The 18,204-nt window shown below is 42.6% G+C and carries 8 protein-coding genes, 4 tRNA genes, 6 rRNA genes and 1 pseudogene; 3 read left to right on the forward strand and 16 right to left on the reverse strand.

Features of this window, described 5'->3' with window-relative positions:
- Nucleotides 1-38: 38 nt before the first annotated feature.
- From FK004_RS18200 to FK004_RS18225, 7 genes are all read right to left on the reverse strand, one after another.
- On the reverse strand, nt 39-896 hold the full coding sequence (locus FK004_RS18200) for an IS3 family transposase (protein ID WP_262497642.1): 858 nt from the start codon (nt 894-896) through the stop codon (nt 39-41).
- Nucleotides 897-910: 14 nt separating this feature from the next.
- The gene (locus tag FK004_RS19530; RefSeq protein ID WP_227871586.1) at nt 911-1,339 is read right to left on the reverse strand and encodes a hypothetical protein; all 429 of its coding nucleotides are present in this window, start codon (nt 1,337-1,339) and stop codon (nt 911-913) included.
- An 88-nt stretch (nt 1,340-1,427) separates the two neighbouring features.
- A 5S ribosomal RNA gene (gene rrf, locus FK004_RS18205) occupies nt 1,428-1,537 on the reverse strand.
- Between the two features lie 154 nt (nt 1,538-1,691).
- Nucleotides 1,692-4,572 (reverse strand): 23S ribosomal RNA (locus tag FK004_RS18210).
- Between the two features lie 104 nt (nt 4,573-4,676).
- Nucleotides 4,677-4,750 (reverse strand) — tRNA-Ala (locus FK004_RS18215).
- Nucleotides 4,751-4,844: 94 nt separating this feature from the next.
- A tRNA-Ile gene (locus FK004_RS18220) sits at nt 4,845-4,918 on the reverse strand.
- Between the two features lie 93 nt (nt 4,919-5,011).
- Nucleotides 5,012-6,527 (reverse strand): 16S ribosomal RNA (locus FK004_RS18225).
- The 16S, 23S and 5S rRNA genes sit together here with 2 tRNA genes alongside, the layout of an rRNA operon.
- 891 nt (nt 6,528-7,418) lie before the next feature.
- Between FK004_RS18225 and FK004_RS18230 the strand changes: the two are divergent.
- Nucleotides 7,419-7,586, forward strand: a pseudogene (locus FK004_RS18230) (tRNA 2-methylthio-N6-isopentenyl adenosine(37) hydroxylase MiaE); the annotation flags it as partial.
- Nucleotides 7,587-7,672: 86 nt separating this feature from the next.
- Here the strand turns inward: FK004_RS18230 and FK004_RS18235 are convergent.
- The 9 genes from FK004_RS18235 to FK004_RS18270 all read right to left on the reverse strand — a co-directional run bounded on the left by FK004_RS18235 (nt 7,673) and on the right by FK004_RS18270 (nt 14,768).
- On the reverse strand, nt 7,673-7,975 hold the full coding sequence (locus FK004_RS18235; RefSeq protein ID WP_108738548.1) for a hypothetical protein: 303 nt from the start codon (nt 7,973-7,975) through the stop codon (nt 7,673-7,675).
- 215 nt (nt 7,976-8,190) lie between these two features.
- A complete protein-coding gene (locus FK004_RS19735) occupies nt 8,191-8,598 on the reverse strand; it encodes an ISL3 family transposase (protein WP_420358879.1) in 408 nt (135 codons plus the stop codon).
- 5 nt (nt 8,599-8,603) lie between these two features.
- On the reverse strand, nt 8,604-9,170 hold the full coding sequence (locus FK004_RS19740; protein WP_420358902.1) for an ISAon1 family transposase: 567 nt from the start codon (nt 9,168-9,170) through the stop codon (nt 8,604-8,606).
- Nucleotides 9,163-9,510: an ISAon1 family transposase N-terminal region protein gene (locus FK004_RS18245; protein WP_108738549.1), complete on the reverse strand. Its 348-nt coding sequence runs from the start codon at nt 9,508-9,510 to the stop codon at nt 9,163-9,165. The genes FK004_RS19740 and FK004_RS18245 overlap by 8 nt, the downstream gene beginning before the upstream one ends.
- 157 nt (nt 9,511-9,667) lie before the next feature.
- Nucleotides 9,668-9,777, reverse strand: a 5S ribosomal RNA gene (gene rrf, locus FK004_RS18250).
- 154 nt (nt 9,778-9,931) lie between these two features.
- A 23S ribosomal RNA gene (locus FK004_RS18255) occupies nt 9,932-12,813 on the reverse strand.
- Nucleotides 12,814-12,917: 104 nt separating this feature from the next.
- Nucleotides 12,918-12,991 (reverse strand) — tRNA-Ala (locus tag FK004_RS18260).
- Nucleotides 12,992-13,085: 94 nt separating this feature from the next.
- Nucleotides 13,086-13,159, reverse strand: a tRNA-Ile gene (locus tag FK004_RS18265).
- 93 nt (nt 13,160-13,252) lie between these two features.
- A 16S ribosomal RNA gene (locus tag FK004_RS18270) occupies nt 13,253-14,768 on the reverse strand.
- Nucleotides 14,769-15,630: 862 nt separating this feature from the next.
- Here FK004_RS18270 and thrS point away from each other — a divergent pair.
- Both thrS and infC read left to right on the forward strand, forming a co-directional pair.
- Nucleotides 15,631-17,583: a threonine--tRNA ligase gene (gene thrS / locus FK004_RS18275; RefSeq protein ID WP_108738550.1), complete on the forward strand. Its 1,953-nt coding sequence runs from the start codon at nt 15,631-15,633 to the stop codon at nt 17,581-17,583.
- 16 nt (nt 17,584-17,599) lie between these two features.
- On the forward strand, nt 17,600-18,154 hold the full coding sequence (gene infC / locus FK004_RS18280; protein WP_420358903.1) for a translation initiation factor IF-3: 555 nt from the start codon (nt 17,600-17,602) through the stop codon (nt 18,152-18,154).
- The last annotated feature ends 50 nt before the right edge of the window (nt 18,155-18,204 follow it).

Genomic DNA, 18,204 nt, shown 5'->3' on the forward strand with positions numbered 1-18,204 from the left:
ATAGCAATACAGGATTAATAATAATAAAAGTACATTTTTTAGACAGAAGTAGCTTCATGGTTACTTCTGTTTTTTGTTTTATAGGTTTTCATTTCTATTTCTTTTTGCTGATGCATTTGCATCGGAGTAAGCATATGATTAGAGCAATGCGGTCTTACTAGATTATAAATCTGTATAGATTCCTTAACTACTAACTTAATAATATTAAGTTGCTGATCATTATACCTATCTACTAAAAACTCCTGTTTTAATATTCCATTTACCCTTTCAGCGACCGCATTTTGATATGGATCATAAGACTCAGTCATGCTACAGCGCAGGTTTTTAGTCTTGCGTATCACTTTTTGATATTCATCAGAACAATATTGTATACCTCTATCTGAGTGATGGATTAACGACAAACAACTATTTTTCCTGCTCTTAAGAGCCATTTGTAAAGCTTTAAGACTATTTTCGGCATTTAAATTAGTAGCTACATTAAATCCCATGATCCGTTTTGAATATGCATCTGTTACTAAGCTTAAATAGCAGGGCTTACTTCTTTTTCCGATGTATGTAATATCGGATACCCAAACCTGTTCAGGACGTATTATTTTTAAGTTTTCAATTAAATTCTTGTGTTTTTTAAAACGATGATATGAGTTAGTCGTAATATGATAGCTCCGTTTTGGAGATATTAGCAGATGGTTTACTTTGAGGATATTAAAAAACATATCTCTTCCAATCTTCAATGCTCTAAGCTCCTGGTTTAATAAATAATACAACTTTCTCGTACCGATACGAGGCATTTTCATCCTAATCTTTCTTACCATAAGAATGACTTGTTCAGACTTTGATTGCTTTAAGATTTTTCTTTTAATGCTACGATAATAGACCTGCCTGTCTATCCCGAACAAACTACAGGTAAAACCTAAGGTTTGTTTTTGTTCTTCTTTAAATAGGACAATTGTTCGGGTGATGAGTTTTTTCGGATATCGATATTATATTCTTTCTCTGCAATATCAATAAGCATATCAAAAATAATAGCTTTCTTATCCGTAAAATTAACTTGTTGCTCCAGATGAGCTTTCTGTTTTTCAAGAAGCGTAACTTTAGCTTCGAGTTCCATGATTTGCTGTTCAGGTGTTTTAGCCATTTGAGATGGGGTTTGGGTTTCCCAATCAAAGTTACCAAATTTTCTAAGCCAACTAACAACTGTTGAACGTGCTTGCACACCATATTTTTTACAAGCTCCATGTGTAGATAACTCTCCTCGTTCAATCTCATGGACGATTTGCAATTTGAGAGACATACTGTAATCTCGCTGGGTTCGCTTTACATAATTTTTCTCTTTAGACATAATTGAGTTTTTTTTTGTATCGCTATTTCAGGACGGGACAGTTTTGTAAAACAAAAAACCCTTCATCATAGATGAAGGGTTTTTAAAAGAAAGGCGACGACATACTCTCCCACATAACTGCAGTACCATCTGCGCAGGCGGGCTTAACTTCTCTGTTCGGGATGGGAAGAGGTGAGCCCCGCCGCAATAACCACCTTAAGTCGTTACAATTGCTTTGGGCAATCTTTCTATTATTAATACACCATAAATTGATGCAAAACAACAGACAATATCTTAACATACTGAGATAAAGAAAGTATTTTTATTTACTATTTTTAGAAAGTTGCACCCTCCCGGTTCCCCGGGAGGATTCGTACATAAGCTTACGGGTTATTAGTACTACTCGACTATGACATTACTGCCTTTACATCTATAGCCTATCAACGTGGTCATCTTCCACGACCCTTAAAAGAAATCTCATCTTGTGGTGGGTTTCGCGCTTATATGCTTTCAGCGCTTATCCCTTCCAAACGTAGCTACTCTGCGATGCCCCTGGCGGGACAACAGATACACTAGAGGTTTGTCCAACTCGGTCCTCTCGTACTAGAGTCAGATCCACTCAAATTTCTAACGCCCACAGTAGATAGAGACCGAACTGTCTCACGACGTTCTGAACCCAGCTCGCGTGCCACTTTAATGGGCGAACAGCCCAACCCTTGGGACCTTCTCCAGCCCCAGGATGTGACGAGCCGACATCGAGGTGCCAAACCCCCCGTCGATATGAGCTCTTGGGGGAGATCAGCCTGTTATCCCCGGCGTACCTTTTATCCTTTGAGCGATGGCCCTTCCATGCGGAACCACCGGATCACTATGCTCTACTTTCGTACCTGATCGACCTGTATGTCTCTCAGTCAAGCTCCCTTATGCCATTGCACTCTACGCACGGTTACCAAGCGTACTGAGGGAACCTTTAGAAGCCTCCGTTACTCTTTTGGAGGCGACCACCCCAGTCAAACTACCCACCAAGCAATGTCCCCCGCAATACGGGGTTAGGCTTCAGATAAGCAAAGGGTGGTATTTCAACAATGACTAACCAACGCCTGGCGACGCTGGATCGAAGTCTCCCACCTATCCTACACATCACTTATCCAAAGTCAATACTAAGCTATAGTAAAGGTGCACAGGGTCTTTTCGTCCCACTGCGGGTAATCGGCATCTTCACCGATACTACAATTTCACCGAGCTCATGGCTGAGACAGTGTCCAGATCGTTACACCATTCGTGCAGGTCGGAACTTACCCGACAAGGAATTTCGCTACCTTAGGACCGTTATAGTTACGGCCGCCGTTTACTGGGGCTTCAATTCAATGCTTCTCCGAAGATAACATCTCCTCTTAACCTTCCAGCACCGGGCAGGTGTCAGGCCCTATACTTCATCTTACGATTTTGCAGAGCCCTGTGTTTTTGATAAACAGTCGCCTGGACCTCTTCACTGCGGCCAGCTTGCGCTGGCGACCTTTCTCCCGAAGTTACAGGTCTATTTTGCCTAATTCCTTAGCCATGAATCTCTCGAGCACCTTAGGATTCTCTCCTCGACTACCTGTGTCGGTTTACGGTACGGGTACTAATAACCTGAAGTTTAGAGGTTTTTCTTGGAAGCCCTTAGGTGTACTATCTCTTTGTCCGAAGACTCCGAGTACTATCGGCCTTTGCCATTCTCAACGGATTTGCCTATCGAGAATATAGCTACAGCCTTCAACGAACTATTCCGTCAGTTCGCGACACTTTCATCACTCCGTCACCCCATCACAGTTATCAGTAGTACGGGAATATTAACCCGTTGGCCATCGACTGTCCCTTTCGGGTTCGCCTTAGGACCCGACTAACCCTCAGCTGATTAGCATAGCTGAGGAAACCTTAGTCTTTCGGTGTGCGGGTTTCTCGCCCGCATTATCGTTACTTATGCCTACATTTTCTTTTCTAACCGGTCCAGCATACCTCACGATACACCTTCGGCCCTGTTAGAATGCTCCCCTACCACTTGTAATAAATTACAAATCCATAGCTTCGGTAATATGCTTATGCCCGATTATTATCCATGCTCGTCCGCTCGACTAGTGAGCTGTTACGCACTCTTTAAATGAATGGCTGCTTCCAAGCCAACATCCTAGCTGTCTGGGCAGACAAACCTCGTTTTTTCAACTTAGCATATATTTGGGGACCTTAGCTGATGGTCTGGGTTCTTTCCCTCTCGGACATGGACCTTAGCACCCATGCCCTCACTGTTAGTGAACATTATATAGCATTCGGAGTTTGTCAGGAATTGGTAGGCGGTGAAGCCCCCGCATCCAATCAGTAGCTCTACCTCTATATAACTTTATAACTAACGCTGCACCTAAATGCATTTCGGGGAGTACGAGCTATTTCCGAGTTTGATTGGCCTTTCACCCCTACCCACAGGTCATCCGAAGACTTTTCAACGTCAACCGGTTCGGACCTCCACTATGTGTTACCACAGCTTCATCCTGCCCATGGGTAGATCACACGGTTTCGCGTCTAACACTACTGACTAAAGCGCCCTATTCAGACTCGCTTTCGCTACGGATCCGTGGCTTAACCACTTATCCTTGCCAGCAACGTTAACTCGTAGGCTCATTATGCAAAAGGCACGCCGTCACCCCACGAAAGGGCTCCGACCGCTTGTAAGCGTATGGTTTCAGGATCTATTTCACTCCGTTATTCACGGTTCTTTTCACCTTTCCCTCACGGTACTGGTTCACTATCGGTCTCTCAGGAGTATTTAGCCTTAGCGGATGGTCCCGCCAAATTCAGACAGGGTTTCACGTGCCCCGCCCTACTCAGGATACCACTATTCTTATCTTCTATTACTAATACGGGACTATCACCCTCTATGGTTTAACTTTCCAGTTAATTCTTATTCTATCCGCAAGAAATCGCGTGGTCCTACAACCCCAAAATTGCCGTAACAACTTTGGTTTGGGCTAATCCGCGTTCGCTCGCCACTACTTACGGAATCACTTTTGTTTTCTTCTCCTCCGCCTACTTAGATGTTTCAGTTCAGCGGGTTTGCTCACCTATCGGTGTGGCATGTCTTCAACATACCGGGTTGCCCCATTCGGATATCTACGGATCAAGTCGTGTGTGCCGATCCCCGTAGCTTTTCGCAGCTTATCACGTCCTTCATCGCCTCTGAGAGCCTAGGCATTCCCCATACGCCCTTATTTTGCTTATTGTACTTTCTCTTTACATATTACTATGTAAAAAATTGTGCTTTCTACTTTTTAATATTTTTCTTATCTCAATATGTCAATGAACTTTTTTCACTCTACGTGAATTGTGGAGAATATCGGAGTCGAACCGATGACCTCCTGCGTGCAAGGCAGGCGCTCTAGCCAGCTGAGCTAATCCCCCATTTCCTAATTTTAAATTATGAATGTTGAATTTTGAATTAATGGTAATTCATACTCATACTTCTAAAATTTCCTTTTAATTAAGCTTAAAATAGTAGTCCCGGGCAGACTCGAACTGCCGACCCCTACATTATCAGTGTAGTACTCTAACCAGCTGAGCTACGAGACTCTGTTTTTTTGCTTAATTTGTATTATTTGAACTAACAGCGAGAGTAATGCATCATATACATCATAAAGAGCTTCATTTTACGTCTTTCTCTAGAAAGGAGGTGTTCCAGCCGCACCTTCCGGTACGGCTACCTTGTTACGACTTAGCCCCAGTTACCAGTTTTACCCTAGGCAGCTCCTTGCGGTCACCGACTTCAGGTACCCCCAGCTTCCATGGCTTGACGGGCGGTGTGTACAAGGCCCGGGAACGTATTCACCGGATCATGGCTGATATCCGATTACTAGCGATTCCAGCTTCACGGAGTCGAGTTGCAGACTCCGATCCGAACTGTGAACGGTTTTATAGATTCGCTCCTGGTCGCCCAGTGGCTGCTCTCTGTACCGTCCATTGTAGCACGTGTGTAGCCCAAGGCGTAAGGGCCGTGATGATTTGACGTCATCCCCACCTTCCTCTCAGTTTGCACTGGCAGTCTCGTTAGAGTTCCCGACATGACTCGCTGGCAACTAACGACAGGGGTTGCGCTCGTTATAGGACTTAACCTGACACCTCACGGCACGAGCTGACGACAACCATGCAGCACCTTGTAAATTGTCCGAAGAAAAAACTGTTTCCAGTCCTGTCAATCTACATTTAAGCCTTGGTAAGGTTCCTCGCGTATCATCGAATTAAACCACATGCTCCACCGCTTGTGCGGGCCCCCGTCAATTCCTTTGAGTTTCATTCTTGCGAACGTACTCCCCAGGTGGGATACTTATCACTTTCGCTTAGCCACTCAGATTTGCACCCGAACAGCTAGTATCCATCGTTTACGGCGTGGACTACCAGGGTATCTAATCCTGTTCGCTACCCACGCTTTCGTCCATCAGCGTCAATATATTAGTAGTAACCTGCCTTCGCAATCGGTATTCCATGTAATATCTAAGCATTTCACCGCTACACTACATATTCTAGTTACTTCCTAATAATTCAAGCCCTGCAGTATCAATGGCAATTTCCCGGTTGAGCCGGGAGATTTCACCACTGACTTACGAGGCCGCCTACGGACCCTTTAAACCCAATGATTCCGGATAACGCTTGGATCCTCCGTATTACCGCGGCTGCTGGCACGGAGTTAGCCGATCCTTATTCCTACGGTACCGTCAATCTGGCTCACGAGCCAGGGTTTCTTCCCGTATAAAAGCAGTTTACAATCCATAGGACCGTCATCCTGCACGCGGCATGGCTGGATCAGGCTTGCGCCCATTGTCCAATATTCCTCACTGCTGCCTCCCGTAGGAGTCTGGTCCGTGTCTCAGTACCAGTGTGGGGGATCTCCCTCTCAGGACCCCTACCCATCGTTGCCTTGGTATGCCGTTACCATACCAACTAGCTAATGGGACGCATGCTCATCTTTTACCGATAAATCTTTAATTATTAAATGATGCCACTCAATAATACTATAAGGTATTAATCCAAATTTCTCTGGGCTATCCCTTTGTAAAAGGTAGATTGCATACGCGTTACGCACCCGTGCGCCGGTCTCTGGTTCCGAAGAACCATACCCCTCGACTTGCATGTGTTAAGCCTGCCGCTAGCGTTCATCCTGAGCCAGGATCAAACTCTTCATCGTATAATTTTAATAATTTGTCGACGAAAATTTTAGCGTATTCTTTACTACTTATAGTAGCCTTACTCTCTCTTATTTGCTGTCAATTCAATATGTCTATGAACGTGTCTTCTTGTGTTTCGCTTGTCTCTCAAAGCGGCTGCAAAACTATATCTTTCGTTTCTATCTCGCAAGCTTTTTTTGAAGTTTTTTTTTCGGAAGATTTAACACCTCCTTTTCCCTTCTATTACTTACTCAATCTTTCAACGAACTTCCCGTGTTTTGCGGAGCGCAAAGGTAAATCATCTCTTTATTTCTGACAAGCTTTTTGTAAAGTATTTTTTCAACACCTTTTCTTAAACCCATCTCAATATAATTATGAACTCGCCCTTATTGCGGGTGCAAAAGTAACCCCTTTTTCCGCTTTTCCTAGCCTTTAATACCCTTTTTTTAGGTTTTATTTAATATTATATTTTAATCCGCTCGAAAACAATAAATTAACTGTAAATTTATTTTATAGATTATAATCCTAAATCACCTAAACATCTTGTAAAATCAGTCATTCTCTAACTATGCAGATTCAATATCGAATTTAAGAGACAAATAAAACACATCAATACCGCTCTAAAATGGCATCCAAATATTCAATTTTTCAAAAATCCTATATTTCAGGCATACTTCAATTCTCTTCAGACCAATAAACCATCATCCATATTTTATTTTTAGGCCTTTCATGAAAAATTATTTAAATTTTCTATATAAAATAGCATCCTAAATCAATCTCAATAAAAAGTCCCTATCTCAATAATAGACTATCCAGAATCTTCAGGAGTAACATCCAAAATAAAAAATGATTTTGCAAAATTAACAGTCAATATTACTCTTTCACACCATCAATCCATAACCAGGATAACATTTCACTCTGAATTAATGATCAGTGAAGCGGGGCATTATACTACTTTCTTAGGATTTGCGCGAAAATATATCGAGAAAATCGATGTAGACAAACGCTGGAAAGAATGGATAAAATTTGAAACTTCCATTATCACTAATTATGGTAAAAATGAGACCATTCACGGTTAATCGCAATAAATTACAAACAACAAAAAGCCAATGATTTCATCATTGGCTTTTTGTTGTTTGGTTAGGACTATTATAGTGCTTTTTTTTTAAGCTTCTTTCACAAATTCACCGGCAGCGGTGAAGAGAGCGGTTACTTTTTGCCCATCTTTCGAGAGTACCAATTTGTATTCTCCATCAGCGGCTACATACGCTTCATCCATACTGTAACCTCCATATTTTTTAGAGATATTTTGAAGCGCTTCCTGGGATACTTCCGATCCGTCGATTCTTTTATATTCTTTCTCCTGGTGGATAGTAGTGTTATTCGTTGTGGATTCAGTTACTGTGTTAGCAGAAGCATTAAACGATAAGGCGATTACTAAAGCGGTTGTTATAAATAAATTTTTCATAATGCTATATTTTATAGGTTATACTTGTTCTCTGTATAATCAGCATGAAAGAACTATACCAAAGCATATCGTTTTATTAAACACCCATGTTTAACCATTATATTACAGCGACTTATGAAGTTTGGTGTGCTTTATTGAAATCTAAAAAAGAAGTTTTATTTCTACACTATGTGGAAGCGGTACCCAAAAATGGGATCAAACGCAAAACTTGGGGATTACCCAAAAAGATTAGATAATCTAAATAAGAAGAAATCTACTTTACGCACTCCTCTAAATTGACTCCTAAATGCTTTTACTTTAGCATTAAAAGATTCTGCTGAAGCATTTGTACTTCTATTGTCAAAATAGTTTAAGATTGACTGGTAATTAACCGTTATAGTATTTAAAAGGATATTAAAATTTTTAAACCCTGACTCCTCTATATTCCTGTACCAATGTGCCAGTTTTGTCATCGCAACGTGTTTATTGTTATGATTGTTGTAAATACCTCGTAGTTGTTGGGTTAAACTGTATGCTTTTTTAATATCGGGATATAAGCCAAATAATAATTGGGCTCGTTCGTTTTGTCTTTCGGTCCATTTATCGCGGGATTTATAAAGAACATATCTACTTCTGGCGAGCAACTGTTTTACAGAGTCTCCGATAAAAGATCTGGGAGATAAGTTTTGTTTTCTCTTTTCGCTTGTAATATCAATCGATTCTCAGTATCCATCGCTTCCCAACGATATTTTATTCTAATCTCCTGTAATGCTTCTAGAGCTAATTTTTGAACATGAAATCTATCGGTAACCTGTACCGCTTTTGGAAAACATTTTTTGGAAATCAACTTCATGGAATTAGCCATGTCAAGTGTTATTTCTTGAACCCAACTTCTTTTTTTGTAATCAATTTTACAGATATGTTCAATGACCTGATCTGCCTTTGTCCCTGCAATAATAGCAACTAGGCAACCTTTTTTACCTCTAGCTTCCTTATTAGTTACGATAGTAAAAAGCTCACCCTGAGACAAGGCTACTTCATCAATTGACAAGTGGGTACCTATATTTTCAGGATAAATAATCCACTCATGCGCATGTTCACGTGGAGCCCACATACTAAAGGAGCTTAAATATTTTTTGTATTGTCTTTGTAATTTTTTTCCATTGACTCCAAAGAAACCTCCAATGGTACGACAGTCAGTAGCAGTTTTATCTATTAATTTCTTTTAAAAAAGCCGCAAAATCCTGAGTCATACGGGTTCTCTTGGCAACTAGATTCCAATCTCTTTTAACGACCTCACTTGTGTCTTTATTGGTCCAGCGACGTCTTTTGATGTGTAGATACACAAACTTCCCTCTCAAAGGAAAGTCCTGAATGGTGATCTCATCCTGGAAACCCTTTGAAATTAACTGAAGTCCATTAAATTCTGACGGAGGTTTGGCATTCTCTTCAAAGTATAGGTGTAATATTTCTTCTGTATTAGTAGAAGAAACCACTTCAAAATGGGCAACTAAAAAATCAGGAAGCATAAACTTCAATAGCTCTATAGGGGTCATATCAAATTCTTAGATTGCAAATTTCTGATTTTATTTTGACATTCCTCCCCAAGTTTTGCGTTTGATCCCCAAAAATGCTACACTTTTGTTGTTTGTTTTGTTGTACAGAAGTTTTGTAAAACAAAAAACCCTTCATCATAGATGAAGGGTTTTAAAAGAAAGGCGACGACATACTCTCCCACATAACTGCAGTACCATCTGCGCAGGCGGGCTTAACTTCTCTGTTCGGGATGGGAAGAGGTGAGCCCCGCCGCAATAACCACCTTAAGTCGTTACAATTGCTTTGGGCAATCTTTCTATTATTAATACACCATAAATTGATGCAAAACAACAGACAATATCTTAACATACTGAGATAAAGAAAGTATTTTTATTTACTATTTTTAGAAAGTTGCACCCTCCCGGTTCCCCGGGAGGATTCGTACATAAGCTTACGGGTTATTAGTACTACTCGACTATGACATTACTGCCTTTACATCTATAGCCTATCAACGTGGTCATCTTCCACGACCCTTAAAAGAAATCTCATCTTGTGGTGGGTTTCGCGCTTATATGCTTTCAGCGCTTATCCCTTCCAAACGTAGCTACTCTGCGATGCCCCTGGCGGGACAACAGATACACTAGAGGTTTGTCCAACTCGGTCCTCTCGTACTAGAGTCAGATCCACTCAAATTTCTAACGCCCACAGTAGATAGAGACCGAACTGTCTCACGACGTTCTGAACCCAGCTCGCGTGCCACTTTAATGGGCGAACAGCCCAACCCTTGGGACCTTCTCCAGCCCCAGGATGTGACGAGCCGACATCGAGGTGCCAAACCCCCCCGTCGATATGAGCTCTTGGGGGAGATCAGCCTGTTATCCCCGGCGTACCTTTTATCCTTTGAGCGATGGCCCTTCCATGCGGAACCACCGGATCACTATGCTCTACTTTCGTACCTGATCGACCTGTATGTCTCTCAGTCAAGCTCCCTTATGCCATTGCACTCTACGCACGGTTACCAAGCGTACTGAGGGAACCTTTAGAAGCCTCCGTTACTCTTTTGGAGGCGACCACCCCAGTCAAACTACCCACCAAGCAATGTCCCCCGCAATACGGGGTTAGGCTTCAGATAAGCAAAGGGTGGTATTTCAACAATGACTAACCAACGCCTGGCGACGCTGGATCGAAGTCTCCCACCTATCCTACACATCACTTATCCAAAGTCAATACTAAGCTATAGTAAAGGTGCACAGGGTCTTTTCGTCCCACTGCGGGTAATCGGCATCTTCACCGATACTACAATTTCACCGAGCTCATGGCTGAGACAGTGTCCAGATCGTTACACCATTCGTGCAGGTCGGAACTTACCCGACAAGGAATTTCGCTACCTTAGGACCGTTATAGTTACGGCCGCCGTTTACTGGGGCTTCAATTCAATGCTTCTCCGAAGATAACATCTCCTCTTAACCTTCCAGCACCGGGCAGGTGTCAGGCCCTATACTTCATCTTACGATTTTGCAGAGCCCTGTGTTTTTGATAAACAGTCGCCTGGACCTCTTCACTGCGGCCAGCTTGCGCTGGCGACCTTTCTCCCGAAGTTACAGGTCTATTTTGCCTAATTCCTTAGCCATGAATCTCTCGAGCACCTTAGGATTCTCTCCTCGACTACCTGTGTCGGTTTACGGTACGGGTACTAATAACCTGAAGTTTAGAGGTTTTTCTTGGAAGCCCTTAGGTGTACTATCTCTTTGTCCGAAGACTCCGAGTACTATCGGCCTTTGCCATTCTCAACGGATTTGCCTATCGAGAATATAGCTACAGCCTTCAACGAACTATTCCGTCAGTTCGCGACACTTTCATCACTCCGTCACCCCATCACAGTTATCAGTAGTACGGGAATATTAACCCGTTGGCCATCGACTGTCCCTTTCGGGTTCGCCTTAGGACCCGACTAACCCTCAGCTGATTAGCATAGCTGAGGAAACCTTAGTCTTTCGGTGTGCGGGTTTCTCGCCCGCATTATCGTTACTTATGCCTACATTTTCTTTTCTAACCGGTCCAGCATACCTCACGATACACCTTCGGCCCTGTTAGAATGCTCCCCTACCACTTGTAATAAATTACAAATCCATAGCTTCGGTAATATGCTTATGCCCGATTATTATCCATGCTCGTCCGCTCGACTAGTGAGCTGTTACGCACTCTTTAAATGAATGGCTGCTTCCAAGCCAACATCCTAGCTGTCTGGGCAGACAAACCTCGTTTTTTCAACTTAGCATATATTTGGGGACCTTAGCTGATGGTCTGGGTTCTTTCCCTCTCGGACATGGACCTTAGCACCCATGCCCTCACTGTTAGTGAACATTATATAGCATTCGGAGTTTGTCAGGAATTGGTAGGCGGTGAAGCCCCCGCATCCAATCAGTAGCTCTACCTCTATATAACTTTATAACTAACGCTGCACCTAAATGCATTTCGGGGAGTACGAGCTATTTCCGAGTTTGATTGGCCTTTCACCCCTACCCACAGGTCATCCGAAGACTTTTCAACGTCAACCGGTTCGGACCTCCACTATGTGTTACCACAGCTTCATCCTGCCCATGGGTAGATCACACGGTTTCGCGTCTAACACTACTGACTAAAGCGCCCTATTCAGACTCGCTTTCGCTACGGATCCGTGGCTTAACCACTTATCCTTGCCAGCAACGTTAACTCGTAGGCTCATTATGCAAAAGGCACGCCGTCACCCCACGAAAGGGCTCCGACCGCTTGTAAGCGTATGGTTTCAGGATCTATTTCACTCCGTTATTCACGGTTCTTTTCACCTTTCCCTCACGGTACTGGTTCACTATCGGTCTCTCAGGAGTATTTAGCCTTAGCGGATGGTCCCGCCAAATTCAGACAGGGTTTCACGTGCCCCGCCCTACTCAGGATACCACTATTCTTATCTTCTATTACTAATACGGGACTATCACCCTCTATGGTTTAACTTTCCAGTTAATTCTTATTCTATCCGCAAGAAATCGCGTGGTCCTACAACCCCAAAATTGCCGTAACAACTTTGGTTTGGGCTAATCCGCGTTCGCTCGCCACTACTTACGGAATCACTTTTGTTTTCTTCTCCTCCGCCTACTTAGATGTTTCAGTTCAGCGGGTTTGCTCACCTATCGGTGTGGCATGTCTTCAACATACCGGGTTGCCCCATTCGGATATCTACGGATCAAGTCGTGTGTGCCGATCCCCGTAGCTTTTCGCAGCTTATCACGTCCTTCATCGCCTCTGAGAGCCTAGGCATTCCCCATACGCCCTTATTTTGCTTATTGTACTTTCTCTTTACATATTACTATGCAAAAAATTGTGCTTTCTACTTTTTAATATTTTTCTTATCTCAATATGTCAATGAACTATTTTCACTCTACGTGAATTGTGGAGAATATCGGAGTCGAACCGATGACCTCCTGCGTGCAAGGCAGGCGCTCTAGCCAGCTGAGCTAATCCCCCATTTCCTAATTTTAAATTATGAATGTTGAATTTTGAATTAATGGTAATTCATACTCATACTTCTAAAATTTCCTTTTAATTAAGCTTAAAATAGTAGTCCCGGGCAGACTCGAACTGCCGACCCCTACATTATCAGTGTAGTACTCTAACCAGCTGAGCTACGAGACTCTGTTTTTTTGCTTAATTTGTATTATTTGAACTAACAGCGAGAGTAATGCATCATATACATCATAAAGAGCTTCATTTTACGTCTTTCTCTAGAAAGGAGGTGTTCCAGCCGCACCTTCCGGTACGGCTACCTTGTTACGACTTAGCCCCAGTTACCAGTTTTACCCTAGGCAGCTCCTTGCGGTCACCGACTTCAGGTACCCCCAGCTTCCATGGCTTGACGGGCGGTGTGTACAAGGCCCGGGAACGTATTCACCGGATCATGGCTGATATCCGATTACTAGCGATTCCAGCTTCACGGAGTCGAGTTGCAGACTCCGATCCGAACTGTGAACGGTTTTATAGATTCGCTCCTGGTCGCCCAGTGGCTGCTCTCTGTACCGTCCATTGTAGCACGTGTGTAGCCCAAGGCGTAAGGGCCGTGATGATTTGACGTCATCCCCACCTTCCTCTCAGTTTGCACTGGCAGTCTCGTTAGAGTTCCCGACATGACTCGCTGGCAACTAACGACAGGGGTTGCGCTCGTTATAGGACTTAACCTGACACCTCACGGCACGAGCTGACGACAACCATGCAGCACCTTGTAAATTGTCCGAAGAAAAAACTGTTTCCAGTCCTGTCAATCTACATTTAAGCCTTGGTAAGGTTCCTCGCGTATCATCGAATTAAACCACATGCTCCACCGCTTGTGCGGGCCCCCGTCAATTCCTTTGAGTTTCATTCTTGCGAACGTACTCCCCAGGTGGGATACTTATCACTTTCGCTTAGCCACTCAGATTTGCACCCGAACAGCTAGTATCCATCGTTTACGGCGTGGACTACCAGGGTATCTAATCCTGTTCGCTACCCACGCTTTCGTCCATCAGCGTCAATATATTAGTAGTAACCTGCCTTCGCAATCGGTATTCCATGTAATATCTAAGCATTTCACCGCTACACTACATATTCTAGTTACTTCCTAATAATTCAAGCCCTGCAGTATCAATGGCAATTTCCCGGTTGAGCCGGGAGATTTCACCACTGACTTACGAGGCCGCCTACGGACCCTTTAAACCCAATGATTCCGGATAACGCTTGGATCCTCCGTATTACCGCGGCTGCTGGCACGGAGTTAGCCGATCCTTATTCCTACGGTACCGTCAATCTGGCTCACGAGCCAGGGTTTCTTCCCGTATAAAAGCAGTTTACAATCCATAGGACCGTCATCCTGCACGCGGCATGGCTGGATCAGGCTTGCGCCCATTGTCCAATATTCCTCACTGCTGCCTCCCGTAGGAGTCTGGTCCGTGTCTCAGTACCAGTGTGGGGGATCTCCCTCTCAGGACCCCTACCCATCGTTGCCTTGGTATGCCGTTACCATACCAACTAGCTAATGGGACGCATGCTCATCTTTTACCGATAAATCTTTAATTATTAAATGATGCCACTCAATAATACTATAAGGTATTAATCCAAATTTCTCTGGGCTATCCCTTTGTAAAAGGTAGATTGCATACGCGTTACGCACCCGTGCGCCGGTCTCTGGTTCCGAAGAACCATACCCCTCGACTTGCATGTGTTAAGCCTGCCGCTAGCGTTCATCCTGAGCCAGGATCAAACTCTTCATCGTATAATTTTAATAATTTGTCGACGAAAATTTTAGCGTATTCTTTACTACTTATAGTAGCCTTACTCTCTCTTATTTGCTGTCAATTCAATATGTCTATGAACGTGTCTTCTTGTGTTTCGCTTGTCTCTCAAAGCGGCTGCAAAACTACATCTTTCGTTTCTATCTCGCAAGCTTTTTTTGAAGTTTTTTTTTCGGAAGATTTAACACCTCCTTTTCCTTCTATTACTTACTCAATCTTTCAACGAACTTCCCGTGTTTTGCGGAGCGCAAAGGTAAATCATCTCTTTATTTCTGACAAGCTTTTTGTAAAGTATTTTTTCAATACCTTTTCTTAAACCCATCTCAATATTCTTATGAACTTCATTCTTATTGCGGGTGCAAAAGTAACCCCTTTTTCCGCTTTTCCTAGCCTTTAATACCCTTTTTTTAGGATTTATTTTTAAAACACTTATTTACAACCATTTAAAGCCAACTTTATTTTCTACAATAAAACCAAATCCCTAATACCACCCTATCACCGCAGTTCTTCCAGTAATACTCCCTGTATATATCACCAAATCTAACCATAACAAAGCTATCACACTCCTTATATATAGCCATGATCACAATACCTACCTTCACCATACTAACAATAAAGCTATAAGCAATGAAGCCCATCCACTATCGAAACCATACTATAACACAAAAACCATCTAACACGGGGGCACATCAAAATTTTACACCTATATATAATAGGAGAAAACAATAACACTCCAATACCCCCCATCGTAATAAAGTTTTAATTCTATAGTGCAAGTTTTAATATACAGGCTACCTATTATATTTTATATTATTTTATATTTGCGGTCATAAATTTTATATGATGATAAAGATTACGTTACCCGATGGGTCAGTTAAAGAGTTTGCACCAGGTGTAACTCCTATGGATGTTGCGAAAAGCATTAGTGAAGGTTTTGCCAGAAATGTAATTTCTGCGAGCTTTAACACCACTACTGTTGAAACGACGACACCACTGACGACGGATGGGTCACTAATATTATATACATGGAATGATAAAGAAGGCAAAAAAGCTTTTTGGCATTCCACGTCACACGTACTGGCACAAGCCCTACAGGAGATGTACCCCGGCATAAAACTCACAATAGGCCCTGCCATTGAGAATGGTTTCTATTATGATGTAGATTTCGGAGAACACACTATTTCCGATAAGGACTTCAAAGCTGTGGAAGACAAAGTACTGGCGATAGCCCGTGAAAAGCATGAATTCACTATGCGTTCTGCTACTAAAGCAGAAGCTTTGGCTTTCTACCAAAACGAAGATAATCCTTATAAAACAGAATTGATCAACAACCTGGAAGACGGTACAATCACTTTCTGTGACCATGCTACCTTTACAGACCTTTGCCGTGGTGGACATATTCCGAATACCGGAATTATCAAAGCAATGAAGATCATGAGCGTTGCAGGTGCTTATTGGAGAGGTGACGAAAAAAACAAACAGCTTACACGCGTATACGGAATTTCTTTCCCAAAACAGAAAGACCTTACGGAATACCTGGAATTACTGGAAGAAGCAAAACGTCGCGATCACCGTAAACTAGGAAAAGAACTGGAACTGTTTGCTTTTTCAGCAAAAGTAGGCCAGGGATTACCATTATGGTTACCCAAAGGAGCCGCTTTACGCGATCGCCTTGAGCAGTTTTTGAAAAAAGCACAGAAAAAAGCCGGATACGAGCAGGTAGTAACACCACATATCGGCCAAAAAGAATTATATGTTACTTCAGGTCACTATGAAAAATATGGAGCAGACAGCTTCCAGCCTATTCATACACCAGCTGAAGGAGAAGAGTTCTTATTAAAACCAATGAACTGCCCGCACCACTGTGAAATCTACAATGTAAGACCGTGGTCTTATAAAGATTTACCAAAGCGTTATGCTGAATTTGGTACCGTATACCGATATGAACAGAGTGGTGAGCTTCACGGCTTAACCCGTGTACGTGGATTTACTCAGGATGATGCACATATTTTCTGTACTCCGGATCAGCTGGATGCCGAATTCAAAAAAGTAATTGACCTGGTACTTTATGTATTTGGTTCCTTAGGCTTTGAGAATTTTACCGCACAAATTTCATTGCGTGATCAGGAAGACAGAGCGAAATATATTGGATCTGACGAAAATTGGGAAAAAGCAGAAAATGCTATTATCAATGCCGCCAGAGACAAAGAACTGAATACCGTAGTAGAATACGGTGAGGCTGCATTTTACGGCCCTAAATTAGATTTCATGGTAAAGGATGCCTTAGGAAGACAATGGCAACTTGGAACGATCCAGGTAGACTACAACCTTCCGGAGCGTTTTGACCTGACGTACAAAGGTTCGGATAATGAGTTACACCGTCCGGTAATGATTCACCGCGCACCTTTTGGATCTATGGAACGCTTTATTGCAATCCTATTGGAACATACAGCAGGAAATTTCCCACTTTGGCTGATGCCTGAACAGGCTATTATATTGTCTTTGAGCGAGAAATATGAAAATTATGCTAAAAAAGTTTTAGAATTGCTGGAAAATCACGAAATTCGCGCCCTGGTTGATAACAGAAATGAGACAATCGGTAAGAAAATCCGCGAAGCTGAAGTTCAGAAACTACCGTTTATGCTGATTGTAGGAGAAGAAGAGGAGAAAAACGGCACCATCTCTGTACGACGACACGGACAAGAAGGAAAAGGAAATATTACCGTTACTGTTGAAGAATTCGCTTCAATTGTGAACGAAGAAATAAAAAAGACATTAAAAACATTTACAGTTTAACTTAAATTTTAAAGCCATAGCAATAAGAAACAACAGAGGTTACCAACCTCGAGTAGAAAAAAAAGACGCCCACAGAATAAACAATCTTATTCGTGTTCCTGAGGTGCGTCTGGTAGGAGAAAATGTAGAACCAGGAGTATACAAAACTTCGCAAGCTTTGCAGATGGCAGAGGGATTCGAACTTGATTTGGTGGAAATTTCCCCAAATGCGGAGCCTCCTGTATGTAAAATCATGGACTACAAAAAGTTTCTTTACGAACAAAAGAAACGCGATAAACTGCTGAAAGCAAAATCTACTCAGATTGTAGTGAAAGAGATCCGTTTCGGGCCTCAGACAGATGAGCATGATTATGAATTTAAAAGAAAGAATGCAGAGAAGTTCCTGAAAGAAGGATCAAAATTGAAAGCATTTGTATTCTTCAAAGGCCGTTCGATCATTTATAAAGACCAGGGGCAGATTTTATTGCTACGTCTGGCAACCGATCTGGAAGAGTATGGTAAAGTGGAAGCGATGCCGGTACTGGAAGGAAAGAGAATGATTATGTTTATTGCGCCTAAGAAGAAAAAATAAAGTCAGCCGCAACGGGAATGCAATACAACTCATACCGCTGCAGGACAAAA

It is taken from the genome of Flavobacterium kingsejongi, assembly GCF_003076475.1.
Classification (GTDB): domain Bacteria; phylum Bacteroidota; class Bacteroidia; order Flavobacteriales; family Flavobacteriaceae; genus Flavobacterium; species Flavobacterium kingsejongi.